This window comes from Nocardioides sp. (assembly GCF_036405735.1).
Lineage (GTDB): Bacteria > Actinomycetota > Actinomycetes > Propionibacteriales > Nocardioidaceae > Nocardioides.
In genome coordinates, this window is the sequence record NZ_DASWXC010000007.1 from 1 (window position 1) to 25,779 (window position 25,779).

Annotated in this window: 21 protein-coding genes; 14 read left to right on the plus strand and 7 right to left on the minus strand. The window is 71.8% G+C overall.

The features are described 5' to 3' along the window. Positions 1-131: 131 nt before the first annotated feature. A complete protein-coding gene (gene katG, locus VGE38_RS00730) occupies positions 132-2,408 on the plus strand; it encodes a catalase/peroxidase HPI (protein WP_331140613.1) in 2,277 nt (758 codons plus the stop codon). Between the two features lie 239 nt (positions 2,409-2,647). Here the strand turns inward: katG and VGE38_RS00735 are convergent, their stop codons facing one another. From VGE38_RS00735 to trxA, 3 genes are all read right to left on the minus strand, one after another. Beyond that, the gene (locus VGE38_RS00735; RefSeq protein ID WP_331140614.1) at positions 2,648-3,589 is read right to left on the minus strand and encodes a hypothetical protein; all 942 of its coding nucleotides are present in this window, start codon (positions 3,587-3,589) and stop codon (positions 2,648-2,650) included. A 276-nt stretch (positions 3,590-3,865) separates the two neighbouring features. Further along, positions 3,866-5,371: an SDR family NAD(P)-dependent oxidoreductase gene (locus VGE38_RS00740; RefSeq protein WP_331140615.1), complete on the minus strand. Its 1,506-nt coding sequence runs from the start codon at positions 5,369-5,371 to the stop codon at positions 3,866-3,868. Positions 5,372-5,419: 48 nt separating this feature from the next. Beyond that, positions 5,420-5,791, minus strand: a complete 372-nt coding sequence (gene trxA, locus VGE38_RS00745) for a thioredoxin (protein ID WP_331140616.1) — start codon at positions 5,789-5,791, stop codon at positions 5,420-5,422. 381 nt (positions 5,792-6,172) lie between these two features. On the opposite strand from trxA, the gene leuS reads away from it, so the two are divergent. From leuS to holA, 5 genes are all read left to right on the plus strand, one after another. Next, a complete protein-coding gene (leuS, locus tag VGE38_RS00750; RefSeq protein ID WP_331140617.1) occupies positions 6,173-8,698 on the plus strand; it encodes a leucine--tRNA ligase in 2,526 nt (841 codons plus the stop codon). A gap of 255 nt (positions 8,699-8,953) precedes the next feature. After that, entirely contained in the window at positions 8,954-9,820 is an 867-nt protein-coding gene (locus VGE38_RS00755; protein ID WP_331140618.1) for a DegV family protein, read from the plus strand. A 101-nt stretch (positions 9,821-9,921) separates the two neighbouring features. After that, on the plus strand, positions 9,922-10,797 hold the full coding sequence (locus tag VGE38_RS00760; RefSeq protein ID WP_331140619.1) for a helix-hairpin-helix domain-containing protein: 876 nt from the start codon (positions 9,922-9,924) through the stop codon (positions 10,795-10,797). Positions 10,798-10,800: 3 nt separating this feature from the next. Further along, positions 10,801-13,089, plus strand: coding sequence for a ComEC/Rec2 family competence protein (locus VGE38_RS00765; protein ID WP_331140620.1), 2,289 nt, complete (start codon positions 10,801-10,803; stop codon positions 13,087-13,089). 53 nt (positions 13,090-13,142) lie between these two features. Then, positions 13,143-14,105, plus strand: a complete 963-nt coding sequence (gene holA / locus VGE38_RS00770) for a DNA polymerase III subunit delta (protein WP_331140621.1) — start codon at positions 13,143-13,145, stop codon at positions 14,103-14,105. A gap of 160 nt (positions 14,106-14,265) precedes the next feature. Here holA and rpsT read toward each other — a convergent pair whose 3' ends face one another. Together rpsT and VGE38_RS00780 are read right to left on the minus strand one after the other, a co-directional pair. Then, positions 14,266-14,526 carry a 30S ribosomal protein S20 gene (rpsT, locus tag VGE38_RS00775; protein ID WP_331140622.1) on the minus strand — a complete coding sequence of 87 codons (261 nt, stop codon included), beginning with the start codon at positions 14,524-14,526 and terminating at the stop codon, positions 14,266-14,268. 231 nt (positions 14,527-14,757) lie between these two features. Beyond that, entirely contained in the window at positions 14,758-15,687 is a 930-nt protein-coding gene (locus VGE38_RS00780) for a phosphotransferase family protein (protein WP_331140623.1), read from the minus strand. Positions 15,688-15,752: 65 nt separating this feature from the next. Between VGE38_RS00780 and VGE38_RS00785 the strand changes: the two genes are divergently transcribed. From VGE38_RS00785 to VGE38_RS00815, 7 genes are all read left to right on the plus strand, one after another. Beyond that, positions 15,753-16,733, plus strand: a complete 981-nt coding sequence (locus VGE38_RS00785; protein ID WP_331140624.1) for a glycoside hydrolase family 25 domain-containing protein — start codon at positions 15,753-15,755, stop codon at positions 16,731-16,733. Positions 16,734-16,750: 17 nt separating this feature from the next. Then, positions 16,751-17,581, plus strand: a complete 831-nt coding sequence (locus tag VGE38_RS00790; RefSeq protein WP_331140625.1) for a class I SAM-dependent methyltransferase — start codon at positions 16,751-16,753, stop codon at positions 17,579-17,581. Positions 17,582-17,672: 91 nt separating this feature from the next. After that, positions 17,673-19,547 (plus strand): translation elongation factor 4, encoded by a 1,875-nt coding sequence (gene lepA / locus VGE38_RS00795; RefSeq protein WP_331140626.1) that lies wholly within the window; start codon positions 17,673-17,675, stop codon positions 19,545-19,547. An 18-nt stretch (positions 19,548-19,565) separates the two neighbouring features. Beyond that, positions 19,566-20,000, plus strand: coding sequence for a DUF309 domain-containing protein (locus VGE38_RS00800; RefSeq protein ID WP_331140627.1), 435 nt, complete (start codon positions 19,566-19,568; stop codon positions 19,998-20,000). 59 nt (positions 20,001-20,059) lie between these two features. Next, a complete protein-coding gene (locus VGE38_RS00805; protein WP_331140628.1) occupies positions 20,060-20,965 on the plus strand; it encodes an aminoglycoside phosphotransferase family protein in 906 nt (301 codons plus the stop codon). A gap of 47 nt (positions 20,966-21,012) precedes the next feature. After that, complete coding sequence (locus VGE38_RS00810) at positions 21,013-21,678, plus strand: MOSC domain-containing protein (protein ID WP_331140629.1); 666 nt, start codon at positions 21,013-21,015, stop codon at positions 21,676-21,678. A 44-nt stretch (positions 21,679-21,722) separates the two neighbouring features. Further along, a complete protein-coding gene (locus VGE38_RS00815; RefSeq protein WP_331140630.1) occupies positions 21,723-23,585 on the plus strand; it encodes an AMP-dependent synthetase/ligase in 1,863 nt (620 codons plus the stop codon). Between the two features lie 158 nt (positions 23,586-23,743). On the opposite strand, the gene VGE38_RS00820 is transcribed toward VGE38_RS00815, so the two are convergent. Both VGE38_RS00820 and VGE38_RS00825 read right to left on the minus strand, forming a co-directional pair. Then, positions 23,744-24,271, minus strand: coding sequence for a PKD domain-containing protein (locus VGE38_RS00820; protein WP_331140631.1), 528 nt, complete (start codon positions 24,269-24,271; stop codon positions 23,744-23,746). 269 nt (positions 24,272-24,540) lie between these two features. After that, entirely contained in the window at positions 24,541-25,116 is a 576-nt protein-coding gene (locus VGE38_RS00825) for a DUF6318 family protein (protein WP_331140632.1), read from the minus strand. Between the two features lie 136 nt (positions 25,117-25,252). Here VGE38_RS00825 and imuA' point away from each other — a divergent pair. Then, positions 25,253-25,779: DnaE2-dependent mutagenesis accessory factor ImuA' (imuA', locus tag VGE38_RS00830; protein ID WP_331140633.1), on the plus strand; the 527-nt coding region annotated here is incomplete at its 3' end.

Sequence of the window (25,779 nt, forward strand, 5' to 3'; positions counted from 1 at the left end):
GACGCCGGCTTCGTCATCGACGAGGCCGAGGTGACCTATTGGGGCACCTGCCCTGCGTGCGCCGCCTCGCCCGCACCAGCTCCCTGACCATCCGCCCGATCCCGTCCCGACACCCTTCTGGAAGGAACACGATGACCGACAAGGACCACCCCGAGAGCCCGCAGGGTCTTGACCGCAAGGCGGAGGCCGGCTGCCCCGTCATGCACGACTCGGTCACCGCCGAGGGTAGCGAGAGCGAGAACCCGGCGATCGACTCACCCACGCCGGTCACCAGTGGTCGTCCGCGGACCAACCAGGACTGGTGGCCCGACATGCTCGACCTCGACATCCTCCACTCCAACCCGGCCGTCGGGAACCCGCTGGGCGCCGACTTCGACTACCGCGCGGCGTTCGAGGGACTCGACCTCGACGGTCTCAAGTCCGACATCAAGGACGTCCTCCACACCTCCCAGGACTGGTGGCCGGCCGACTTCGGCCACTACGGCGGCCTCTTCGTCCGGATGAGCTGGCACGCCGCGGGCACCTACCGCGTCTTCGATGGTCGCGGGGGCGCCGGCGACGGCGGCCAGCGCTTCGCCCCGCTCAACAGCTGGCCCGACAACGCCAACCTCGACAAGGCCCGCCGCCTGCTGTGGCCGGTCAAGAAGAAGTACGGCCAGAAGGTCTCGTGGGCCGACCTGCTCGTGCTCGCCGGCAACGTCGCGCTCGAGGACATGGGCTTCGAGACCTTCGGCTTCGCCTTCGGTCGCGAGGACGTCTGGGAGCCCGAGGAGATCTTCTGGGGCCCTGAGGACACCTGGCTGGGCGACGAGCGCTACAGCGGCGACCGTGAGCTCGCCGACCCGCTCGGCGCGGTCCAGATGGGTCTCATCTACGTCAACCCCGAGGGTCCGAACGGCAACCCCGACCCGCTCGCGTCGGCGCGCGACATCCGCGAGACGTTCGCCCGGATGGCGATGAACGACGAGGAGACCGTCGCCCTCATCGCCGGCGGCCACACCTTCGGCAAGACCCACGGCGCCGGTGACGCCGCGCTGGTCGGCCCCGAGCCCGAGGCCGCACCGCTGGAGGACCAGGGCCTGGGATGGAAGTCGTCCTACGGCTCCGGCAAGGGTGCCGACACCATCACCTCCGGCCTGGAGGTCACCTGGACCGACCGGCCGACCGAGTGGAGCAACCGCTTCTTCGAGATCCTCTTCGGCTACGAGTGGGAGCTCACGAAGAGCCCCGCGGGCGCTCATCAGTGGGTGGCCAAGGACGCCGAGGCGATCGTCCCCGGCCCGACGCCCGACTCGCCGAAGCGCAAGCCGACCATGCTGACCAGCGACCTGGCGCTGCGGTTCGACCCGACGTACGAGAAGATCTCGCGCCGCTTCCTGGAGAACCCGGACCAGTTCGCGGAGGCCTTCGCCAAGGCCTGGTACAAGCTGCTACACCGCGACATGGGTCCGGTCAGCCGCTACCTCGGCCCGTGGGTGCCTGAGGCCCAGCTCTGGCAGGACCCGGTGCCGGCCGTGGACCACGAGCTGGTCGACGAGTCCGACATCGCGGCCCTCAAGGCCACCGTGCTCGACTCCGGCCTGACGGTCTCGCAGCTGGTCAAGACGGCGTGGGCGTCGGCGGCGAGCTTCCGCTCGACCGACAAGCGCGGCGGCGCGAACGGCGCCCGCATCCGCTTCGAGCCGCAGCGCAGCTGGGCGGTCAACGAGCCCGAGCAGCTCCAGACCGTCCTGGCCCGGCTCGAGCAGATCCAGGCCGACTTCAACGCCGCCCAGACCGGTGGCAAGAGGATCTCGCTGGCCGACCTGATCGTCCTCGCCGGCTCGGCGGGCGTCGAGAAGGCCGCCAAGGACGCGGGCGTCGACATCACGGTGCCGTTCCGCCCCGGGCGCACCGACGCCACGCTGGAGCAGACCGACGTCGACTCCTTCAAGGTGCTCGAGCCCCGCGGCGACGGGTTCCGCAACTACATCCGTCCGGGTGAGAAGCTCCCTGTCGAGACGCTCCTGGTCGAGCGTGCCTACTTCCTCGACCTCACCGCCCCGGAGATGACCGCGCTGGTCGGCGGCATGCGCGCCCTCGGCGCCACCGTGGCCGACAGCAAGCACGGCGTCCTGACCGACCGGGTCGGCGTCCTGAGCAACGACTTCTTCGTCAACCTGCTGGCGCCCGGCACCGAGGTCAAGGCCACGCAGAGCGAGGAGAACGTCTACGAGATCCGCGACCGGGCCACCGGCGAGGTCAAGTGGACCGCGACGGCGAACGACCTGATCTTCGGCTCCAACTCGCAGCTGCGGGCGCTGGCCGAGGTCTACGCCACCGATGACGCGGCGCCGAAGTTCGTCAACGACTTCGTCGCCGCCTGGGTCAAGGTCATGGAGCTCGACCGCTTCGACCTGCACCAGTGAGCCGGCCGGGTCCCGGCGCGCCGGGACCCGCTCGACGTACGGCATGAACGAGGGCCGGTCTCCCCAGCGGGGAGACCGGCCCTCGGCTGTTGCCGGCTGTTGCGGCACTTGGCCCTCCAAAGGGTCACCGTGACCTTCTGAAGGTCGAGTGACCCTTGCGAACGGTCACTCGAGCGGCGAAGGGTCACGGTGACCTTTTGGGCAGGCAAGCCGAGGGGACGCGACGAGCAGAGGCGGCGTCAGCGGGATCCGGGTTGCACGCCCGCGAGCGCGAGGACCCTGCCGAGCCGTTCCCTCGACATCGCGGTGTCCCAGTCCCATCTGGCGCAGTGTGGGCGATGGCGGCGGACACGGTCCTCCCGGAGCTTCTCCTCCCACAGCACCTGCTCGGGCGGCCTCCCACCGGTCAGCCTGGCATCGAAGTACTTCAGCTTCCCATCACACTCGCCGAACGCATCCAGCTCGGGCCAGTCGAAGTCGACCACGTCCTCCCCGGGCTGATCCCCTCGGGGGAATCTGGCCTGGAGATCGGGCTTCGGGACGCGCAACAGTTCCATCTGCCCACGGCTCAACGACTCCGCGGCGGATCCGGCGCGCGCGTCAGCGAGTCTCAGATTGCGCTCGGCCAGCGCTCCACCCTTCATCTGTGGCGGAATGAGCGAGATGAGGTATTCGACGACCGCCCGACCGGCAGGGTCGCCGAGCGCGTCCTGATTCAGGAGGCGGACGAGGTGGTCGAGCGGCAGTAGTGAGTTCGGCAGACGCAGTGTTGCCGCGATCTGGATCGCGGTCCACGCCTCGCTGGTGGCGAACAGGCCGTCAGCAAGCTCGACGACATGTTCGTCGGGGATCGCGCCACGGTGCGTCTGTACGCCGGCGGCCGTCCGCCGGGCCTTGCCCGGGCGGGTCGTATGGACCAGTTTCGTATCCACGGCGAGCTGCGGGCAGCCCCAGAGCTCGGCGGCGGACCCGTGCGAGAAGACCATCTCTTCGGTGCGCGCCTCGAGCGTGGCGTGGATGCGCAGCCGGTAGTGCTCCGACGGGGTCAGATCGGCTGCGGCGTCGACGTAGTAGCCGCGGCGGATCCGCGCCAGACCTGGGTCGAGGTGAGGTGGCTCGGCCCCTTCGAGCCGCCGTTGGCGCGCGGAGACGATCGGGAGGCGTGGGTCGGTGGTGGACATGGCGCCAGCCTCGGCCGACGTACGACAGCGCGCAGCGGGTGCTCGGGCTGGCTGTGGATGACTGTGCCGCCATGCTCACCTGTGGACAGTAGGGCGACGCCGAACGAACCCTGGCGCGCCGGCGCAAAGGGTCAACGTGACCGCTGGGGTCACGAGTGACCCTTCGCAGGGGTCACCGAACTGTCGAAGGGTCACGGTGACCGTTTGGACAGGACAGGGCGGGGTGGACCGGCCCGTGAGTCAGTCAGTCAGCCGGAGGTCAGGTGCCGGGAGGCCTCACCAGGGGGAGGGCTCGTAGTCCTTCAGGAAGCAGCCGAACAGGTCCTCGCCGGCCTCGCCCCGGACGATCGGGTCGTAGACGCGGGCGGCGCCGTCGACCAGGTCCAGCGGTGCGTGCCAGCCCTCGGCGGCGATCCGCAGCTTCTCGTGGTGGGGCCGCTCGTCGGTGATCCAGCCGGTGTCGACGGCCGTCATCAGGATCTTGTCGGTCTCGAAGAGCTCACCGGCGGCCGTGCGGGTCATCATGTTGAGCGCCGCCTTGGCCATGTTGGTGTGCGGGTGGCCCGGCCCCTTGTAGCGGCGGCTGAACTGTCCCTCCATGGCGGACACGTTGACGACGTACGCGCGGCGGGCGCCGTTCTGCACCGCGGCCCGCATCGCCGGGCGGAGCCGGGAGTTGATGAGGAACGGGGCGATGGAGTTGCAGAACTGCACCTCGAGCAGCTCCAGCGGGTCCACCTCGTCGAGCACCTGGGTCCAGGAGTTGTTCGTCTGGATGTCGGGGATGAGGCCACCGGCATCGACGGCCGTGCCGGCCAGGTGCGCCTCCAGGGACGCACCGCCGGCCTTGAGCGCCAGCGCCGTCATCGTGGCGGCGTTGTGGGCGGCGACCGCGGCCGACTCCGACTCGCCCTCGTGGTGGGCGACCGGCTGGGGGCTGAGTGCGCCGGCGATGGCGGCGGGGTGCGCCTCGGAGATGCGGTCGAAGGTGACCATCTCGGGCAGCTCGCGCACGCCGTACGTGCCGGGATCGGGCAGAGGAGCGCTCTCGCCGTCGATGAGGTGGGTGTAGGCACCCGGCAGGCGGCGTACGGTCTGGCAGGCGTTGTTGATGATGATGTCGAGGGGGCCGTCGGCCGCGACGTCGTCGGTGAGCGCGATGACCTGCGTGGGGTCGCGCAGGTCGATGCCGACGATCTTGAGCCGGTGCAGCCAGTCGGCGCTGTCCTCCATCGCGGCGAAGCGCCGCACCGCGTCCTTGGGGAAACGGGTGGTGATGGTGGTGTGGGCGCCGTCGCGCAGCAGCCGCAGAGCGATGTACATCCCGATCTTGGCGCGACCGCCGGTCAGCAGGGCGCGCTTGCCGGTCAGGTCGGTGCGCTGGTCCCGCTTCGCGTGGCTCATCGCCGCGCACGAGGGGCACAGCCAGTGGTAGAAGGCGTCGACGAGCGTGAAGTCCTGCTTGCAGATGTAGCAGCCGCGAGCGGTGATCAGCTCGCCGGCGAAGGCTCCCGGCACCGAGGAGACCAGCGGGATGCCGGCGGTCTCGTCGTCGATCCGCATCGGCGAGCCGGTCGCGGTCCTCTCGATGACCGCCTGGTCATGGGCCAGCTTCTCCAGCCGGATCTCCGCGCGCCGGGCCTTCTTGAGCAGCTTCCACATGTACGACGTCGCCCGCTTCACGGTGCGGACGTCCTCGTGGTCCGGCGGGAGATGGTGCAGCTCGGCCAGCACCTCGAGGGTGATGGCGAGCTTGTGCGGATCGATACCGGAGGCGGTCACGGCCGTCACCCTAGGTGGCGGCCGCGTCTCGGCGGAAAACCGCTCGGGTCAGCTCTCGGGGTGCTCGCCGGCCTCCGCCTGCGCGATGGCGGCGTCGACGTCGAGCGCCACGACGGCGTCGATCACCTGCTGCAGCGCCGGGGCGGGCAGGGCACCGGGCTGCGAGAAGACGAGGTGACCCTTCTTGAACGCCATCAGCGTCGGGATCGAGGTGATCTGGGCGGCACCGGCGAGCGCCTGCTCGGCCTCGGTGTCGACCTTCCCGAACACGATCTCGGGGTGCTCCGCGGAGGCGGCGTCGAAGACGGGGGCGAACTGGCGGCACGGTCCGCACCAGGCGGCCCAGAAGTCCACGAGCACGATGTCGTTGGAGAGCACGGTCTGCTCGAAGGTCTCGGCGGTCAGGTCTGTGGTGGCCATATGGTGCCCAACGCGGTCGAGTCGCCCAGTGTTCCCGGCCCCGCGCGGGAGCCCGAAACAGGCACCGCCGACCCGAGGTGCCAGGGAACGAAATGGGGGGGGTCTCCGCTCCCGCGGCACACCCGGGCCGGCGGGCGGGAAGAAGCATCGCATGGGTGCATCCGGGTGCCAAATCACACGGTGTCATATTTGCACGCCGTCGAGGCACCGCCAGCGGGGGCGAGCCCCGCGGGTGGAGTAGGCTGGCGCCGTGCAGTCGACGATTCTGCTTCTTGCCCAGCCGCGCTGACCCTCCTGACCACCAGGAACAGCGCGGCCGCCCCTCCCCGAGCGAGGGGCTTTTTCATGTCGGCAGCCACGACCCACCAGCGGAGAAGAGCCATGACCGAGCAGATCCAGGACGAGACCCACCAGGCGAGCGACGGGCCGTCGTACGACGCCCATGCGCTGCAGGAGAAGTGGCAGCCGGTCTGGGAGGAGCTCGACCAGTTCCGCGCGGGGGAGCGCGAGGTTCGACCCGGACAGCCGGCGCCGAAGCGCTACGCGCTGACGATGTTCCCCTATCCCTCCGGCGACCTGCACATGGGCCACGCCGAGGTGATGGCGCTGCACGACGTGATCGCGCGCTACTGGTGGCACCGCGGCTACGACGTGCTCAACCCGATGGGCTGGGACTCCTTCGGCCTGCCCGCCGAGAACGCCGCCATCCGCAACGACGAGCACCCGGCGACCTACACCTACGGCAACATCGACACGCAGTACCAGTCGTTCAAGAAGTACGGCGTCTCCTTCGACTGGTCGCGCCGGCTGCACACCTCCGACCCGGAGTACTACCGCTGGACGCAGTGGCTGTTCCTGAAGTTCCGCGAGCATGGTCTGGCCTACCGCAAGAACTCGCCGGTCAACTGGTGCCCCAACGACCAGACCGTCCTGGCCAACGAGCAGGTGCTGGCCGACGGCACCTGTGAGCGGTGCGGGGCGGTGGTGACCAAGAAGGAGCTGACGCAGTGGTACTTCAAGATCACCGACTACGCCCAGCGGCTGCTGGACGGGCTGGACGGCCTGGAGCGCCACTGGCCTGAGCGGGTCATCCACTCCCAGCGCAACTGGATCGGCCGCTCGGAGGGCGCGCACGTCGACTTCGACCTGCACCTGGCCTCCGGTGAGACCCGGCGCGTCACCGTCTTCACCACCCGTCCGGACACGCTCTACGGCGCGACGTTCATGGTCGTCGCGGCCGACGCGGCGCTGGCGGGCGAGGTCGTCGCGCCCGAGCGGGCCGAGGCGCTGGCGTCCTACCTCGAGGAGGTGCGGAAGGCCTCCGACATCGACCGGCTGGCCACCGACCGGCCCAAGACCGGCGTCGACCTGGGCATCACCGCGACCAACCCGGTGACCGGCGAGCAGATCCCGGTGTGGGCGTCGGACTACGTGCTGGCCGACTACGGCACCGGCGCGATCATGGCCGTGCCCGCGCACGACCAGCGCGACCTGGACTTCGCGAAGGCGATGGGGCTGCCGGTGCGGCGGGTGATCGACGTCCCGGGCGCCGACAACCCGGAGGAGACGTACGTCGCCACCACCGCCGACGGCGCCTACGTCAACAGCCCGGCGCTGGAGGGCGTGAGCGGCAAGGCCGAGGGCATCGCGACGATCATCGCCAAGCTGGAGGCCGACGGCCGCGGCACCGGCACCGTCAACTTCCGGCTGCGGGACTGGCTGCTGTCGCGGCAGCGGTTCTGGGGTGCGCCGATCCCGGTCATCCACTGCGAGAAGTGCGGCGAGGTGGCGGTCCCCGAGGACCAGCTGCCGGTGCGGCTGCCCGACAACGTCCGCGGCGCCGACCTCAAGCCCAAGGGCGTCTCCCCGTTGGCCGCGGTCGCCGACTGGGTCAACGTCGACTGCCCCTCGTGTGGCGGCCCGGCGCAGCGCGACAGCGACACCATGGACACCTTCGTGGACTCGTCGTGGTACTTCCTGCGCTACTGCTCGCCGGACTACACCGACGGCCCGTTCGACGTCGCGGCGGTGCGCGAGTGGGGTCCGGTCGACCAGTACGTCGGCGGGCTGGAGCATGCCGTGCTGCACCTGCTCTACAGCCGCTTCTTCACCTACGTCCTGCATGACCTGGGAATGCTCGACTTCGAGGAGCCGTTCACGCGGCTGCTGGGCCAGGGCGTCGTCATCAACCAGGGCAAGAAGATGTCGAAGTCCCTGGGCAACGGGGTCAGCCTCGGCGAGCAGATCGACAGGTACGGCGTCGACGCGGTCCGGCTCACGCTGGTCTTCGCCTCCCCGCCGGAGGACAACATCGACTGGGCCGACGTGTCGCCGAGCGGCTCGGTGCGGTTCCTGCAGCGCGCCTGGCGGCTGTCGGGCGACGTCACCTCCGAGCCCGGCGTCTCCTTCGCCGAGGGCGATGTCGCGCTGCGACGGATCACCCACAAGACGGTGCACGAGGTCGAGCAGCTGATGGAGGCCTACCGCTTCAACGTGGTGGTCGCGCGCACCATGGAGCTGGTCAACGCCACCCGGAAGGCGGTCGACGGCGGGTGCGGCCCGGCCGACCCGGCCGTGCGCGAGGCGGTCGAGGCCGTGGCGATCCTGCTCTCGCTGGTCGCCCCCTACACCGCCGAGGAGATGTGGGAGCGGCTCGGTCACGAGCCGTCCGTGGCGCGCGCCGGCTGGCCGAGCGTCGACCCGGCACTGCTGGTCGAGGACGCCGTGACCGCGGTCGTCCAGATCGCCGGCAAGGTGAAGGCGCGGCTGGAGGTCCCGCCGTCGATCAGCGAGGCGGAGCTCGAGACGCTCGCACTGGCCGACCCGGCCGTCGTACGCGCGATCGACGGCCGCGAGGTGCGCAAGGTGGTCGTGCGGGTGCCGAAGCTGGTCAACATCGTAGTCTGAGGCAGCGGCCCGCGCGCCTGCGAGCGGGCGTGACGGGCGTGTCGAGATCCGAGGCAGCGGGAGCTTGCGAACGGCCTCAGACGAAGACGACCACCAGCGCCGACAGCACGGCGAGCAGGCCGAGCAGGAAGACGACGCCGGGGACTTCGGACGGCGTGGACTGGTCCGGACGCGGGTGCAGGTCGGCGGTCATACGCCCTCGGTGACCAGTTCGCCGCGTCGGCACGCGTCGCGCGGCCGGTAGGGTGACGCGCCATGGGGCAGCGTGTCGTGGTCGTCACCGATTCGGCTGCCATGCTCTCGGCCGAGGAGGCCGAGGCGAACCGCATCGTCGTGGCGCCGTTGACCATCATCGTCGCGGGGGAGGCGCTGCGCGAGGGTGAGGCCGGCACCGAGCCCGCCGAGGTCGCGGCGGCCCTCGCGGCCAAGCGCCCGGTCAGCACCTCACGCCCCGCGCCCGCCGAGCTCGGCCTGCTCTACCAGCGGCTCGCCGACGAGGGAGCGACGGCGGTCGTCTCGGTGCACCTGTCCGCGGAGATGAGCGGGACCGTGGAGTCGGCCCAGCTGGCGGCGCGGGACGCGCCGCTGGAGGTGGTGCCGGTCGACACCCGGGTGGTCGGCCCGGGGCTCGGACTTGCCGCACTCGCCGCGGCCCAGGTCGCAGCTGCCGGAGGGAGCGCCGAGGAGGCGGCGGCCGCCGCGCTGGCGCGGGCGGGCGCGGCCACGACGTACTTCTACGTCGACACCCTGGAGTACCTGCGCCGGGGCGGTCGGATCGGGCCGGCTGCGGCCCTCCTCGGGTCGGCGCTCGCCGTCAAGCCGCTGCTCGCGATCGACGAGGGCCGGGTCGTCGCGCGCGAGCGCGTGCGCACCAGCGTGCGGGCGATCGCCCGGCTGGAGGAGCTGGCTGTCGAGGCGGCCGGCTCGGGGCCGGTCGAGGCATGGGTGGCCCATCTGACCAGCCCGGAGCGTGCCGCGGAGCTGCGCGACCATCTGGCGGCCCGGTTCGGGGACCGGCTGCGCGGCGAGGTCCGGAGCGGTGAGCTGCCGGCGGCGCTGGCCGCCCACGTGGGTCCGGGCATGCTGGCGGTCTGCGTGGCCCCGGCCGTCGACGACGCCTGACGGGCCGCTCGCCGCCCACAGGCGTACGCCGTGCGCCGCCCGTTCACAGCCCCTCCCGCGCGGGCCGGTGACCGTCGGGCGCACTGCCTAGCGTCGCCGGCATGCGCACCCGACCCGACCACCGTGAGGCCGTCGCCCGCCGCCTCGAGCTGCTCCGGGCCGAGCTCGAGCCTGGCCCTGTCCCTGAGCCCCCGAGCGAGCCGCCGTTGCCGCGCTACCTGGAGCTCGTGCCGGACGGACCGGAGCCCGAGCCCACGCCGCCCGTGACGCAGGAGACGGGCCGTCTGCCGGTCCCGGGGCGCCACGCCGCCCGGCGATCCCGGATGGCGGCCTGGCTTCCGGACACCGTGCGCGGCCGGGTCGCGATCGCACCGTGGCACCTGACGGTCGTGGCGCTGCTCGTCGCGGCCGGCTTGGCCGTCACCTGCTGGCTCGTCGTGCGTGCCGACGCCCGGATCGACGCGCCGAGCGTTCCACAGCCGGTGGGATCGACGTCGCCGCTGGTGGCGCTCACGGCGGCTCCGTCGGGAGTCGCGGCGTCCGCCCCCGCTGCCTCGCCCAGCGTGACGGTCGACGTCGCCGGGAAGGTCCGCACGCCCGGCGTTCGCGTGCTGCCGGCCGGGTCCCGGGTCATCGATGCCGTTCGGGCGGCCGGTGGGCCGCGACCGGGCGTGGACCTCACCGGGCTGAACCAGGCGCGCGTGCTCGTCGACGGCGAGCAGATCGTGGTCGGCGGACCGCCGGGCGCGGTTGCCACCGGCCCGAGCGCCGGCGCGGCCGGGGGCGGGCTGGTCAACCTCAACAGCGCGAGCGTGGAACAGCTCGAAGGACTGCCCGAGATCGGCCCGGTGACCGCCCAGGCGATCCTCGACTGGCGGACCGCCCACGGCGGCTTCGGCGCGGTCGACGAGCTGCTCGAGGTCGACGGCATCGGGGAGAAGACCCTGGAGCGCCTGCTCCCGCTGGTCACGGTCTGAGCGGTGCCGGACCTGCGCCTGATCGTGCTGGCGGCTGCGGCCTGGGCCGGTGCGCTGCTGGGCGCCTGGGTCGGCGCCGACCCACGACCCGCGCTGGTCGCGGCCGCCGCCTTGCTGGCACTCGCGGTCCTGGCCCTGGCGCTCGGTCCGCGCCGACTGCGGGGCACCATCGCCGCCGGCGCGCTCCTGGCAGCGGCGGTCGGCGGCTCGGCGGTGCTACGCGGCCAGCAGGTGGCCGAGAACCCGGTGACGGGTCTGGCCGAGCGGCGAGCGGCCGTGGCGACGGTCGCGGTCGTGACGTCGGACCCTCGGGTCCTGCAGGGGCGGTACGGCGACCGGGTGCTGCTCCGGTTGAGCCTGCGCGAGGTGAGGACGCGGAGCCACACCGTGCGGCTGCGGACACCGATCCTGGTCTTCGCCGATCCTTCGTGGCGCCGGCTGCCGCTCGGCGCGACGGTCCGCGTGGCGCTGCGACTCGGCCCCGCCACCGACCGGGAGGTCGCGGCGACGGCGTCCCCGCGAGCATCGCCGACCGTCCTCAGCGCGCCCGACCTGTGGTGGCGCGCGGCCGCAGCGGTCCGGGCGTCCGTGCGGACGGCCGTGGCGCACCGGCCCGTCGAGCAGGCCGCCTTGGTGCCCGCCCTCGTCGACGGCGACGACACCCGCGTCCCGGAGCAGCTCGCGGAGGACTTCCGCACCACCGGGCTGACCCACCTGCTGGCGGTCTCGGGCACGAACCTCACCCTGGTCGTCGGCTTCCTGCTCGCGCTCGCGCGGTGGTGCCGGGTGCGCGGACGGTGGCTGACGGTGGTGGCGGGGGTCGGTGTCGTCGGGTTCGTGCTGCTCGCCCGCACCGAGCCGAGCGTCGTACGGGCGGCCGCCATGGGGACCGTCGGACTGCTCGCCATGTCGGTCGGCGGCCGGCAACGGGCGGTGCGTGGCCTGGGTGCGGCAGTGGTGGCGCTGCTCCTGTTGCAACCGGCGCTCGGCCTGACACCGGGCTTCGCGCTCTCCGTGCTCGCGACGGCCGGCATCCTGCTGCTGGGGCCGCCCTGGCGCGACGCGCTCGCCCGCTGGCTGCCGCGCTGGCTCGCCGAGGCGATCGCCGTCCCGATGGCCGCCCAGCTGGCCTGCACGCCCCTGGTCGCCGCCCTCTCGGGGCAGGTCAGCCTGGCGGCGGTCGGCGCCAACCTGCTCGCGCAGCCTGCGGTCGGCCCGGCCACGATCCTCGGCCTCGTGGGCGGACTGCTCGGGATCGTGTGGGTGCCGCTGGGCCGGCTCGCCGGCACCCTGGCGGGCTGGTGCGTGTCCTGGATCGTGCTCGTGGCCCAGCGCGGCGCCGACCTGCCGCTGCCCGCGATCGGGTGGGGCACCGGCGGGGTGGCGCTCGGGGTGCTGAGCGTGGCGGTGGTCGCGCTGGGTGTGCTCGGGCCCCGGTTGGTGCGTCACCGCACGATCGGGGTGGCCTGCGGCGTGGGACTTCTCGTCGTCGTCACCGTCCGACCCCCGACCCCCGGCTGGCCGCCGGCGAACTGGGTGCTCGCCGCGTGCGATGTCGGCCAGGGCGACGCCCTCGCCGTCCGCACCGGGACGGCCTCCGCGATGGTCGTCGACGCCGGGCCCGACCCCGGAGCCGTCGAGCGCTGTCTGGACGAGCTGGACGTCGCTGTGGTGCCGCTGGTCGTGCTCACCCACTTCCACGCCGACCACGTCGACGGCCTCCCCGGCGTGCTCGCCGGTCGCGAGGTCGGCGGGATCGAGGTCACCTCGCTGCTCGACCCACCGCAAGCCGTCGACGCGGTGGTCCGGGCCGCGGCACGCGCAGGCGTGCCGATCCGCCTGGCGCCGTACGGCGAGACGCGGCGGGTCGGGATCGCCACCGTGCAGGTGCTCTGGCCCCGCTCATCCCCGGGGCCGGGACCGGGTGACGGGTCGACCGCCAACGACGCCAGCGTGGTGCTGCTGGTGGAGTCCGGTGGCGTGCGGCTGCTGCTGACCGGCGACGTCGAGCCGCCGGGGCAGCGGGCGATCGCGCGCTCGCTGCCGGGCCTGAGCGTCGACGTACTCAAGGTCCCGCATCACGGGAGCCGTCATCAGGACCTCGGCTGGCTCGCCTCGCTCGGGGCCGACCTGGCGGTGACCTCGGTGGGGGAGGACAACGACTACGGCCACCCCGCGGCCAGTGTCCTCGACCCACTGCGTGAGGCCGGCACCACGGTCGTGCGGACCGACCGCGACGGAACGGTCGTCGTCGTGCCGGGGCAGCACGGGCCGACCGCCGTCCTCCGCTGAGGCCCGGACGGCGGTCGCGGCGGTGTCGGTGGCCTGTGGCAGGCTTGCCGACGATGAGCGGACGGACTGGGCCCAGCGCGACCGACGTGCTCGGTCGGGTCACCCTCGTGACCGGCAAGGAGGAGTTCCTCGGCGAGCGCACGGTCGCCGCCGTACGCGCCGCCGTGCGGGCCTACGACCCCGAGTGCGAGCTCGGTGAGGCGGTGGGCCGCGATCTCACGCTGGCGACGCTCGGTGAGCTGTCGGCGCCCTCACTGTTCTCCACCATCCGCTGCGTCGTGGTCCGCGGCCTCGAGGACCTGCCGGACGAGTCGGTCGCCGGCCTGCTCGACTACGCCGCAGCGCCGGCTGACGACGTCGCGCTCGTGCTCGTCCACGGCGGTGGTGCGAAGGGGAGCGGCACGCTGGCCAAGCTGCGCAAGCTCGCCACCGTCACGGAGGTGAAGTCGGGGGAGCTGAAGGCGAACGAGTACCCCCGCTTCGCGGCCAACGAGGTGCGCGCGCTGGGCGGTCGCATCGACCAGGAGGGGGCCGAGTTCCTCGTCCAGGCCGTGGGGCAGGACCTCCGTGCCCTCGCCGCGGCGGCGCACCAGCTGACCAACGACTTCCCGGGCGAGGCGCTGACCGAGTCGCACGTGAAGCAGTATTTCGGCGGGCGGGCCGAGGTGAAGAACTACGTCATCGCGGACGCCATCCTCGCCGGCAACCGGCCCCGGGCGTTCGAGGAGCTGCGCTGGTCGCTCGAGAGCGGCACGTCGCCGGTCTACATCCTCTCCGCGGTCGCCGCACAGGTCCGGACCCTCGCGGCGCACGTCGCCGGGATCCGCGACCGCGGGACGCCGGAGTGGAAGCAGCGCTCGCTCAACCAGCAGGCACGCGGCTGGTCGGCCGCCGGGCTGGAGCAGGCCGTCCGCGAGGTGGCCCGGGCTGACGCCGACCTCAAGGGTGCAGCCAGCGACGCGGCGTACACCATGGAGCGCCTCGTGCTCACCCTCACCGCCCTCCGATCCCGTTGAGACCCGGGTTCGCGCGGGTTGAGACCCGGGTTCGCGTGGGTTGAGACCCGGGTTTGCGTGGGTTGAGACCCGGGTTCCCGTGGCCGTACGACGAAGGCCCCGTCTCCGAGGAGACGGGGCCTTCGTCATGGCGTCACGGGTCGAGCCCGTGGGCTCTGCGTCAGAGCGCCGAAGCCTGCTTGTGGATCGACGACTTGCGGTTGGCCGCCTGGTTCTTGTGGATGACGCCCTTGGAGGCGGCCTTGTCCAGCTTGCGGGCGGCGTCCTTCGCGGCGGCGACGGCGGTGTCCTTGTCACCGGCGGCGACGGCCTCGCGGAACTTGCGGACCGCGGTCTTCAGGCCGGTCTTGACGGCCTTGTTGCGCTCGTGCGCCTTCTCGTTCTGCTTGTTGCGCTTGATCTGCGACTTGATGTTCGCCATGTGGAACTACATGCCCTTCGCGTCAGTTGGTGGGGTTCGGGCGCGCTCTCCGGACCACTCGTGGGATGAGAGGGGAGGGGCCTCGAACACGCAGCCAGCAAGGTTACCAGTGGCCCGGGACCCCCTCAAATCGGCCAGCGCCGCCTCGGAAACCCGCGACTCGCCCCTTCGGAACCCGGGTCTCGACCCTCGGGAACCCGGGACTCGACACTCGGGAACCCGGGTCTCGACCTACCAGCCGCGGCGATCGGCCAGCCACTGCCAGCAGACCTCGCCCAGCCACCAGTGGGCCTCGCGAATCCAGGGGGAGGACGAGGGGACCGGCTCGGCCGCCGACGTCAGGTAGTAGCCGGTCACCAGCGCGAGGACGATGTCGATGGCCTCGGCCGGGACGTCGGCCAGCAGCGGGTGCGCGGCGATGTGGGCGTCGACGTCGAGGCCGTCGCCGCGAGGGCCGAGCAGCAGCAGGAGCGAGTCGATCCAGGCGGCGCCGACGACCGGCCAGTTCCAGTCGCACACCAGCACCGAACCGTCCGGCCGGACCAGGAGGTTGTCGTCGCGCACGTCGGTGTGGAGCAGCGTGTCCCCGGCGGTCACCTCCCGGTAGCGGGCCGCCAGCGCCGCGGCCTCGGCGGCGTGGCCGACATGCCCGAGGGCGTCCCAGTACGCCGGGAAGCCGGCGAACGCCTCGGCGAAGGTCTCCGGATGGAGCCCCGGCGCGGGCGTGAGCGCGCTGGCCGTCTCGACGAGGGCCGCCGAGGCTGCCGCCAGGTCCGAGGGCGTCCACGGGCGGTGCGGTGCCCGGGCCTCGACGTGTTCGATGCCGAGGATCACCCAGTCGTCGACCTCGTCGATCCACCTCAGCCGCGGCGCCGGCGTACCCGGTGGCAGCTCGCGCAGTCGGCGCGCCTCGATCTGGTAGGATCGGGCGGAGGCGGACTGCGCCTTCAGGGAGGCCGCCTTGAGGAAGAGCCGGCTGCCGTCCGCCGAGGTCAGCACCGAGGCCAGGCCCGGCGTGAAGCCCGCGGTCTGGGACACGGCGTCGACCACCGGGGAGCCCAGCCGCCGCTCGACCGCGCGACGCACCGTGGGTGGCAGATGGACCCAGTCGAGCCGGCGCGCGGTGCGACCGTGCGGGATGGTCGTGGGAAGGGCGGGCACGGGCACATCTTCGGGCACCGACCGGATCGGGGCGCAACCGCGACCGGTGTGCCAGGATCGGAGAGATGCGAGGGACAGCTGCCGCCGTACTGCTGCTGACGCTCGCGCTCTCGGGGTGCGGCAACGGAGCCCCGGCCGAGCCGGCCCCCAGCACCACCGCGAGCAGCCCCAGCCCGAGCCCCAGCCCCAGCACGGTGCCGCCCGGCACGCCGCCACCGAGCACCGGCCCGTCGAGCCCCTCGACGCCGTCGCTGGAGTCCCCGCCGCTGCCGCCGATGACGTCCCTGACCGTCCCCGTGCTGCCCACGCCGCAGGACCGAGGCATCGTCGAGGGCGCCGACGTGAGCTGGCCGCAGTGTCCCGCCGGCATGGGCATCCCGCAGAAGCGCTCCCACGGGGCCCCGATGCCGCTGGACTCCGCGGAGTTCGTGATCCTCGGCCTCACCAACGGCCCGGCGTTCTACCCCAACCCGTGCCTGGCCGAACAGGTGGCATGGGTGAGGAAGCGACGGCTGATGGCGGCGGCGTACTCCGTGCTGAGCTATCCCGAGCCGCGCCACCTACGTCAGTACGGCGGCCAGGGCCCCTACGACGCCGACACCCGGCTCGGCCGGCTCGGCAACGTCGGCTACCAGCAGGCGCTGTTCAACCTGGACACGATGCGCCGCGCCGGGCTGCCCTCGCCGGTGGTGTGGCTCGACGTCGAGTCGGTGCCGGACTTCGACTGGCCGCGCGACGACCCGGAGGGCAACGCCGCCGTCGTCCGGGGCGCCGAGCGGGGCTACTCCGAGGCCGGCCTGCTGGTGGGGGTCTACTCGACGCAGCACCTGTGGCGGGGCGTCGTCGGCGACCTGCGGCTGGGACTGCCCGAGTGGCGGGCCGCGGGCCAGACCTCCCGGGCGGAGGCGCTGCGCCGGTGCGGGCCGGAGCGGATGATCCAGGGCGGCGCGGCGATCCTGGCGCAGTGGGTCGAGCTCGACCGCGACCGCAACGTCACCTGTCCGGGGGAGTCGGCCTACCTGGGCCTCTGGTTCCACCAGTACTGAGCGGCCAGGATGTCGGTGTGAGCACCACCGAGCCGTCTCCGGAGCAGCGCAAGGCAGCGGTCGCGGGCGTCTTCGACCGGGCTGCGGCGACCTACGACCAGGTCCGCGTCGAGTTCTTCGGCCCGGCCGGCGAGCTGCTGGTCCGACGTACCGCTCCCACGCCGGGCGAGCGGGTGCTCGACGTCGGCTGTGGTCGGGGCGCGTCCGCGCTGCCGGCGGCCCGGCTGGTCGGCCCGGCCGGCGCGGTGACCGCGACCGACCTGGCGCCCGCCATGGTCGAGGCCGTACGCCGGCAGGCAGCCGACCTGCCGTGGCTGACCGCCGAGCTGGGCGACGCCGAGCAGCCGCCGCCCGGGCCGTTCGACGTCGTGCAGGGCGGACTGGTGATGTTCTTCCTGCCTGACTTCGCCGGGGCGCTGGACCGCTATCGCGCCGTGCTGGTCCCCGGCGGGCGGTTGGGGTTCACGTGGTTCGGGCCGCCCGACCCGCGCTGGGAGCCGGTGTTCGAGGCGCTCGGGTCGGTGCTGCCGGCCGACCAGCGGCCGCCGCGCCGGCCCGGCACGGACGGCGCCTTCGCCTCGCCCCAGTCGATGGCCGACGTCCTGGGTGAGCGCGGGTGGCACGACGTCGACACCAGCGACACGGAGATCGTCGTGCGCGTGCGCGACGCCGACCACTGGTTCGCCTGGTCGTGGTCGCAGGGTTACCGGACGATGCTCGAGCGGATCGAGGCGCACGGGGCGCTGGAGGAAGCCCGTGCCCGGGTGGAGCCGCTGCTCGAGCGGCTCGCCGACGATGGCGGGCTGGAGTGGCGCGCGCTGATCCGCTGCACCCTCGCGCGCTCCTGACCGGCGCGCGGGCCTGACGCTTTGGCCGCAGCCGCGGCCAGCGTGGGAGAATCGCGCCAGACCCGCCCGATCGAACCGCCGAAAGCAGACTGTGCCCTCGAACCCCGCGCCGCAGCCCGGCCAGACCGATCCCGCGATCATCCGCAACTTCTGCATCATCGCTCACATCGACCACGGCAAGTCGACGCTCGCCGACCGGATGCTGCAGCTGACCGGCGTGGTCGGCGACCGCGAGGCCCGGGCGCAGTACCTCGACCGGATGGACATCGAGCGCGAGCGCGGCATCACGATCAAGAGCCAGGCCGTCCGGATGCCCTGGACGGTCACCGAGGGCAACCAGTCGGGTGCCGAGCCCGGCACCTACGTCCTCAACATGATCGACACGCCCGGTCACGTCGACTTCACCTACGAGGTCTCCCGCTCGCTGCAGGCGTGCGAGGCGGCGATCCTGCTCGTCGACGCGGCCCAGGGCATCGAGGCGCAGACCCTGGCCAACCTCTATCTGGCGATGGGTGCGGACCTGCACATCATCCCGGTCCTCAACAAGATCGACCTGCCGTCGGCCAACGTGGAGAAGTACGCCGCCGAGCTGGCCAACCTGGTCGGCTGCGAGCCCGAGGACGTGCTGCTCACCTCCGCCAAGACCGGCCTGGGCGTCGAGGCGCTGCTCAACGAGATCGTCAAGCAGGTGCCGGCGCCGGTCGGCGACGCCGACGCGCCGGCCCGCGCGCTGATCTTCGACTCCGTCTACGACACCTACCGCGGCGTAGTCACCTACGTCCGGGTCTTCGACGGCAAGCTGAGCCACCGCGACAAGATCAAGATGATGTCGACCGGCGCGCTGCACGAGATGCTCGAGGTCGGCGTCATCAGCCCCGAGCCGCTCAAGGCGGCCGACCTGGGCGTGGGCGAGACCGGCTACCTGATCACCGGCGTCAAGGACGTGCGGCAGTCGCGCGTGGGCGACACCGTGACCGTCAACGGCCGGCAGGCGTCCGAGCCGCTCGGCGGCTACGAGCACCCCAACCCCATGGTCTTCGCCGGCCTCTACCCGATCGACGGCGACGACTACCCGACGCTGCGCGACGCGCTGGAGAAGCTGCAGCTCAACGACGCCGCGCTGACCTTCGAGCCCGAGACGTCCGGCGCACTCGGCTTCGGGTTCCGCTGCGGGTTCCTCGGCCTGCTCCACATGGAGATCACCCGGGAGCGGCTGGAGCGGGAGTTCAACCTCGACCTGATCTCGACCGCGCCCAACGTGGTCTACGAGGTCGTCATGGAGGACGGCTCCCAGATCACGGTCACCAATCCCAGCGAGTACCCCGACGGCAAGATCGCCGAGGTCCGCGAGCCGGTCGTGAAGGCGACGATCCTGGCGCCCAGCGACTACATCGGCACGATCATGGAGCTGTGCCAGAACAAGCGCGGCACGCTGCTCGGCATGGACTACCTCTCCGAGGACCGCGTCGAGATGCGCTACACGCTGCCGATGGGCGAGATCGCCTTCGACTTCTTCGACCAGCTCAAGTCCAAGACCAAGGGCTACGCCTCGCTCAACTACGAGCGCTCCGGGGAGCAGGCGGCCGACCTGGTCAAGGTCGACATTCTGCTGCAGGGCGAGCCGGTCGACGCGTTCTCCGCGATCATCCACCGCGATGCCGCCTACTCCTACGGCGTGATGATGGCCGGCAAGCTCAAGGACCTCATCCCGCGGCAGCAGTTCGAGGTGCCGATCCAGGCCGCCATCGGTGCCCGGGTCATCGCGCGGGAGAACATCCGCGCCATCCGCAAGGACGTCCTCGCCAAGTGCTACGGCGGTGACATCACCCGGAAGCGGAAGCTGCTGGAGAAGCAGAAGGAAGGCAAGAAGCGGATGAAGATGGTCGGCCGGGTCGAGGTGCCGCAGGAGGCCTTCGTCGCCGCGCTGTCGACCACGCAGCCCTCGGAGAAGTCCGGCAAGAAGTAGGGCAGGCAGACGGCCGCGATGAACGACACGAGCTCACGACCCGACGCCGGCCGCGACCGCGACGAGGCGGGGCGGGCTCGGCAGGCGCGGCCGCGTGACGCACTCGGCCGGCCGCTGCCGTACGGCGCCGAGGGCGTGGAGCCCGTGTCCGAGGAGCCGCTGCCTCCGCTGGAGACCATCGCGGAGGCGCGGCGACTGCTGGCGGAGGGACGGCCGTTCTCGGCCCACGAGGTGCTCGAGGCGCGCTGGAAGGACTGCCCCGCTGCGGAGCGGCCGCTCTGGCAGGGCCTGGCGCAGCTGTGCGTGGGACTGACCCACGCCGCGCGCGGCAACGCGGTCGGTGCCCGTCGGCTGGTCGAGCGGGGCGCCGGGCGGCTGGAGGGGTACGCCGGACCGGAGTACGGGCTCGACATCCCGGCGCTGCTGGCCTGCGCCCGCAGGCACACCACCTGAGGGTCCACCCCTGACCGGGCTCGCGCCGGGCGGTCGATGAGATGGCCTACGGTCGAGGCGTGCTCGTGATCCCGCCCGCGCTGCAGGCCGCCGGGCGGGGCCCGGACTGGGCCGCCTGGCTGGAGCGGCTGCCGGGCGTCGTACGCACGCTGCTGGAGGAGTGGGAGCTCACCCCGGGCGGGGAGCCGGCCCACGGCCACGCGTCGCTGGTCGTGCCCGTGGTCGACGCGGCGGGGGAGCCGGCGATGCTCAAGGTCGGATTCCCGGACTGGGAGTCCGAGCACGAGGCGCTCGCCCTGCAGCACTGGCACGGTCGCGGCGCGGTGCGCCTCCTGCGTGCAGACCCGCACCGCCGGGCCCTGCTGCTGGAGCGGCTCCACGCCGCCGACCTCGGCGAGCAGTGGGACCTGGCGGCGTGCGAGGTCGTGGCCGCGCTGTACGGCGCGCTGCACCGCCCGGCGCCGCCCCAGCTGCGCCCCCTGTCCTGGTACGCCGGCCGGGTGGCCGACCGGCTGGCGGCGCTGCCGCACGGGGCACCGTTGCCGCCGCGCTTCGTCGACCAGGCCCGGTCGCTGGCCCGGTCCTTCGCGGCCGACCCGGCGACCGACGGGACCCTCGTCCACACCGACCTGCACTACGGCAACGTGCTGGCCGCCGACCGGTCGGACTGGCTCGCGATCGACCCCAAGCCGCTCAGCGGCGACCCGCACTACGAGCTCGCCCCGATGCTGTGGAACCGTTTCGAGGAGCTGTCGGGCCGCGTCCGCGACGGCGTCCGGGCGCGGTTCCACACGCTGGTCGACACCGCCGGCCTGGACGAGCGGCGGGCCCGCGACTGGGTGGTGGTGCGGATGCTCGACCTGGCCGGACAACGGCTCGAGGACCCGCCCGGCACGCCGCGCGAGCTGCCGACCCCGCACCTGCTGACGATGTGCGTCGCGATCGCGAAGGCCGTCCAGGACTGAGCCGAAACCGCCTCGCGACGCAGGGCGCCGATGGGAGGATGCGGGCCATGCCCGTGATCCGCTCCGTCAACGTCGGCCGTCCCAAGGACGTCGACTGGGCCGCCCTCGGCTACACCTCGATCGACAAGCGCCCCGTCGACGGCCCGGTCAAGGCGCACCGCAACGGCCTGGTCGGCGACGTCGTGTCGGACACCAAGCACCACGGCGGCCCGGACCAGGCGGTCTACGCGTTCGCCCGCGAGGACCTCGACCTGTGGGCCGAGCGGCTGGGGCGCGAGATCCGGGACGGTCAGTTCGGCGAGAACCTCACCACGGAGGGCATCGACGTCAACGAGGCGGTGGTCGGCGAGCAGTGGCAGGTGGGCACCGCCGTGCTCGAGGTCGCCTACGTCCGCATCCCCTGCAACGACTTCAAGAACTGGATGGGCGTCACCGGCTACGACGCCGAGCAGTGGGTCAAGCGGTTCATGGCCGAGTGCCGACCCGGCCCCTACCTCCGCGTGCGGCAGGAGGGAGTGCTCGCGGCGGGCGACGAGATCCTGCTGCTGGAGCGCCCCGCGCACGGCGTCACCGTGTCCACGATGTTCCGCGCGCTCAACCTGGAACCAGCGCTCCTCCCGGAGCTGCTGCGCATCGACGACCTGGTGCCGCAGGCGCGCGTCAAGGCGGCGCGCTTCGCCGAAGCCCTACCGCCGAGCCGGGCGAACGTCTAGGGTCTGCCAACGCACCAATGCCGGTGTTGCCGAGAGGGAGAACCATGCCTTTGCCCGCGATCGACACGACGTTCCTCGATCACATGCCGCCCAACGTGGCCGTGCAGTTCCTCGACCGGGTGGCGGCGTCCCCCGGGCGGGACGCCTTCCTGTTCCCGCGCATCGAGCCCGGCTCGACCGAGGAGCAGTGGCACTCGGTCACGTGGCGCGAGGTCGGTGAGCGGGTCAACCGGCTCGCCGCCGGGCTGGTCTCGCTCGGCGTCGAGCCCGAGCAGCGCGTCGGCATCGCCTCCCAGACCCGCTACGAGTGGCTGCTGGCCGACCTGGCCGTGATGTGCGCCGGCGGTGCGACGACGACCGTCTACCCGTCGACGAACGACGACGACACGGCGTACATCCTCGGCGACGCCGACTGCCGCGTGGTCTTCGCGGAGGACGAGAGCCAGCTGGCGAAGATCGCCCAGCACGTGGGCGAGCTTCCCAACCTCGGCAAGATCGTGGTCTTCGACGAGTGCGCCGTCCCCGCGGGCCTGGACGCCGACCGCGTCCTCACCCTCGACGCCCTGGCCGAGCTGGGCGAGCAGTTCCTCGCCGAGCGGCCCGACGTGATCGAGCAGATCGCCAAGGCGATCGCGCCCGACCAGCTGGCCACGCTCGTCTACACCTCCGGCACCACCGGCCGCCCCAAGGGCGTGCGGCTGCTCCACCGTTCGTGGGTCTACGAGGGTGCCGCCATCGAGGCGCAGAAGATCCTCAGCGAGGACGACCTGCAGTTCCTCTGGCTGCCGCTGAGCCACGTCTTCGGCAAGGTGCTGCTCTCCACGCAGCTGGCGATCGGCTTCCCGACCGCCGTCGACGGCCGGGTCGACCGGATCGTCGACAACCTGGCCGTGGTCAAGCCGACGTTCATGGGCGCCGCCCCGCGCATCTTCGAGAAGGCGCACGCCCGCATCGTCACGATGGTGGAGGCCGAGGGCGGCGCCAAGAAGGTGCTGTTCGCCCGCGCCTTCGCCGTCGCGCTCAAGCGGGACCAGCTGCTGCGCGCCGGCAAGGGCGTCCCGCTGCCGCTGAAGCTCCAGTACGCCGTGCTCGACAAGCTGGTGCTGGCCAAGATCCGGGCGCGGTTCGGTGGCCGGGTGCGGTTCTTCATCTCCGGCTCGGCCGCGCTCAACCCCGACATCGCGTCGTGGTTCAACGCCGCCGGCATCACGATCCTCGAGGGCTACGGCATGACGGAGAACTCCGCCGGCGCCACCGTGAACCACCCGGACCTCAACAAGATCGGCACCGTCGGCCCCGCGCTGCCCGGCAGCGAGATCAAGATCGGCGACAACGACGAGGTCCTCATCCGCGGCCCGCACGTGATGGCCGGCTACCACAACAACCCCGACGCCACCGCGCAGGTGCTGACCGAGGACGGATGGCTGCACACCGGCGACAAGGGCACCATCGACGCCGACGGCTACCTCTCCATCACCGGCCGCATCAAGGACATCTTCAAGACCTCCGGCGGCAAGTACGTCTCCCCGGCGCTGGTCGAGGCGAAGTTCAAGGCGCTGTGCCCCTACGCCAGCCAGTTCCTCGTCTTCGGCGCGGAGAAGAACTTCGCCGTCGCCCTGGTCACCCTCGACCCCGAGGCCATCGCCGGGTGGGCCAAGGAGAACGGCCTGGAGGGCAAGGAGTACGCCGACATCGTCACCTCGCCCCAGGCGCGGGAGATGGTCGCCGGGTACGTCGAGCAGCTCAACGCCAAGCTGAACCGGTGGGAGACGATCAAGAAGTTCGACATCCTCGAGCGCGACCTCACCATCGAGTCCGGCGAGCTCACGCCGTCGCTCAAGGTGAAGCGCAACGTCGTGGAGCAGAACGAGAAGCAGCGGATCGAGGCGTTCTACGCCGGCTCGTGATCTGCTGATCGCTGTGACCAGAAGCGCCATCCGGCTCGTCCGGGTGGCGCTTCTGCTCACTCATGCCGCCGCCGGGCGGCTTCAGGGGAGTGCCACGGTCATCCTGTGACCGTGGCGCTCCCTCCAGTGTCGTCTCGGCCCGTCTCGGCCGTCTCGGGTCATCCGACCAGGACCGGACGGGCCTCCCGGATCGTCAGGGGCACCGGCGCTCCCTCGATCGTGACGGTGGCGCCGACGGGCGACCACGGGCCGCCGTCGACCCGGTAGTCGGCGGTGTAGGTCGTGTCCACGCGCGGCGTCACCGGGCCCTTGCGGGCGTAGGTGTGGGTGACGTCGAGCTCGGGGTAGGGAGCACCGGGCTTGCTCGTCGTCCGCGTCGAGCCGTCGCCGAAGTGCCAGGTGAACTCGCTGGCGCGGATCCGGAAGTCGACCCGCGCGCCCAGCAGGGTCACGGTGCGCTCGAAGGGATCGTTCACCGTGAAGAAGTTGGTCCGGAAGTTGACCAGTGTCTCGCCGCCCGGCGGCTGGACCTGCAGCACGCTGGGCTGCATCGGGATTGACCGGAAGGCGTTCTGGATGTCGGCCAACGTCGGGCCGGCGGGAATGGGGACGGCGTCCTCAGGACAACTATCACCTAGGTATGTCGGTGGATCGCCGTTGTCTGGATAGAACCAGTTCTGCATCATGGGGGAGCCGTCGTCGCAAATGAGAACGTCACCGATGCAGGTATCAGTGCCACCGATCGTGCACGTGTTGAACGACTCGATGTGTCCTTCTGTGCTGTTGGATGTGCTAACTGCCGTGGGCTGAGCGCCGCTGCAATCGCCTTCGGTGGCGCCGACGTAGAAGGCGTCTCCGCTTGCGCCGGCGTTAGTACTTGTGCTGCACCCCGCCGCCGCGGCATGGGGGGCCGCAAGGGCGGTGAGCACGAATAGAAGGGTAACGAGTGTTCGAGTCACTGCGCTGGCCCCAGTTGGGCGACTTCCCAGCCTTCCTCGATGGAGAAGAGACGCATTCTTGTCGGCTTGGTCACGCGATCACGTTCCACGTCTCGGTCAGTTCCGGGATAGTCGGTAATTTCCGGCGCATTGGTATGTAGGAAGGTGACGTCGTAGAAGACTTGATCGCCCGCCTTGAGGCCAGTCGCCTTCAATTCTGAGATTGTGGTTTGCCCGCCTCGGATGCGGCCACCGTGCTTCCTGATTTCACCCAGAGCCCGAATGCCGCCGAGGCATCCTTTGCAGTCGCTTCTGCTTAATGCCCTAATGGGTTCGGTGTCGAGTGTCTCGCGGCCGTAGTCGACGACTGCCCAGAAGTGCCTCACGAACGCCTCCGCACCCTCCGGCGTATGCGCCCGGGCCGCCTCCGGCATGGCCGGCGGCTGCGGGGTGGGTGACGCGGTGGGGGAGGTGGAGGTGGGCGTGGGGCTGGGGGTCGGCATGGACGCCCCGCCGTCGCCGGAGCAGGCCGCGAGCACAGGGCTGGCCAGGAGGGCGGCCAGGAGTGCGGCCGTGGTGAGGAGTCGCCCCATACGCGGTCCTTCCCGAGAGAGGCAGGTGCCGTGACCTGCGGCGCCTATGCCGGAAAGTACTAGCGACGAGCCGGTTCGCGGAACCCCCAGGATGAGCCTGTGGACAGCGCCGCACCAGGTTGACACCTTCGAACAAATGTTCGAAGGTGGAGGGGTGGCGACGGCGACCCAGATCGATGAGATCGAGCGACTCCGGGAGAGGGTACGCCGCCTGCAGGGCCGCACCCTCGAGGACCGTCTCGCCCTGGACACCCACCCCGCGCTGGCGGGGCTGGTCCGGCTCCAGGCCGGCGGCACCTACGAGGTCGGCGGGGCCGGCGCGGCCAGCCTCGCGCTGACCCTGATGGCGGGTCCCTCGGCGGCCGGAGCGTGGTGCGGGGTCGTGGGCTGGGCCGACTTCGGGGCGGAGGCAGCGGCGGAGGCCGGCGTACGGCTGGACCGCACGGTGCTGGTGCCGGAGCCCGGCGAGCTCTGGCTGGAGGCGACCGCCGCCCTGGTCGACGTCGCCACCCTCGTGGTGCTCCGGCGGACGGGCCGCGTGTCGGAGGCGACGGCCGCCAAGCTGACCGCGCGGCTCCGCAAGCGCGAGGCCGCCCTGGTGACGCTGGGGCCGTGGCCGCGAGCGGAGGTACGGCTGGAGGTGACCGCCCGCCGCTGGGGCGG

What these genes read in the sequence shown, in the direction of transcription:
- katG (WP_331140613.1), top strand. Translation starts at nt 132, where the DNA reads ATGACCGACAAGGACCACCCCGAGAGCCCGCAGGGTCTTGACCGCAAG.
- VGE38_RS00735 (WP_331140614.1), bottom strand. Translation starts at nt 3,589, where the DNA reads ATGTCCACCACCGACCCACGCCTCCCGATCGTCTCCGCGCGCCAACGG.
- trxA (WP_331140616.1), bottom strand. Translation starts at nt 5,791, where the DNA reads ATGGCCACCACAGACCTGACCGCCGAGACCTTCGAGCAGACCGTGCTC.
- leuS (WP_331140617.1), top strand. Translation starts at nt 6,173, where the DNA reads ATGACCGAGCAGATCCAGGACGAGACCCACCAGGCGAGCGACGGGCCG.
- VGE38_RS00755 (WP_331140618.1), top strand. Translation starts at nt 8,954, where the DNA reads ATGGGGCAGCGTGTCGTGGTCGTCACCGATTCGGCTGCCATGCTCTCG.
- VGE38_RS00760 (WP_331140619.1), top strand. Translation starts at nt 9,922, where the DNA reads ATGCGCACCCGACCCGACCACCGTGAGGCCGTCGCCCGCCGCCTCGAG.
- holA (WP_331140621.1), top strand. Translation starts at nt 13,143, where the DNA reads ATGAGCGGACGGACTGGGCCCAGCGCGACCGACGTGCTCGGTCGGGTC.
- rpsT (WP_331140622.1), bottom strand. Translation starts at nt 14,526, where the DNA reads ATGGCGAACATCAAGTCGCAGATCAAGCGCAACAAGCAGAACGAGAAG.
- VGE38_RS00785 (WP_331140624.1), top strand. Translation starts at nt 15,753, where the DNA reads ATGCGAGGGACAGCTGCCGCCGTACTGCTGCTGACGCTCGCGCTCTCG.
- VGE38_RS00800 (WP_331140627.1), top strand. Translation starts at nt 19,566, where the DNA reads ATGAACGACACGAGCTCACGACCCGACGCCGGCCGCGACCGCGACGAG.
- VGE38_RS00810 (WP_331140629.1), top strand. Translation starts at nt 21,013, where the DNA reads ATGCCCGTGATCCGCTCCGTCAACGTCGGCCGTCCCAAGGACGTCGAC.
- VGE38_RS00815 (WP_331140630.1), top strand. Translation starts at nt 21,723, where the DNA reads ATGCCTTTGCCCGCGATCGACACGACGTTCCTCGATCACATGCCGCCC.
- VGE38_RS00820 (WP_331140631.1), bottom strand. Translation starts at nt 24,271, where the DNA reads ATGATGCAGAACTGGTTCTATCCAGACAACGGCGATCCACCGACATAC.
- VGE38_RS00825 (WP_331140632.1), bottom strand. Translation starts at nt 25,116, where the DNA reads ATGGGGCGACTCCTCACCACGGCCGCACTCCTGGCCGCCCTCCTGGCC.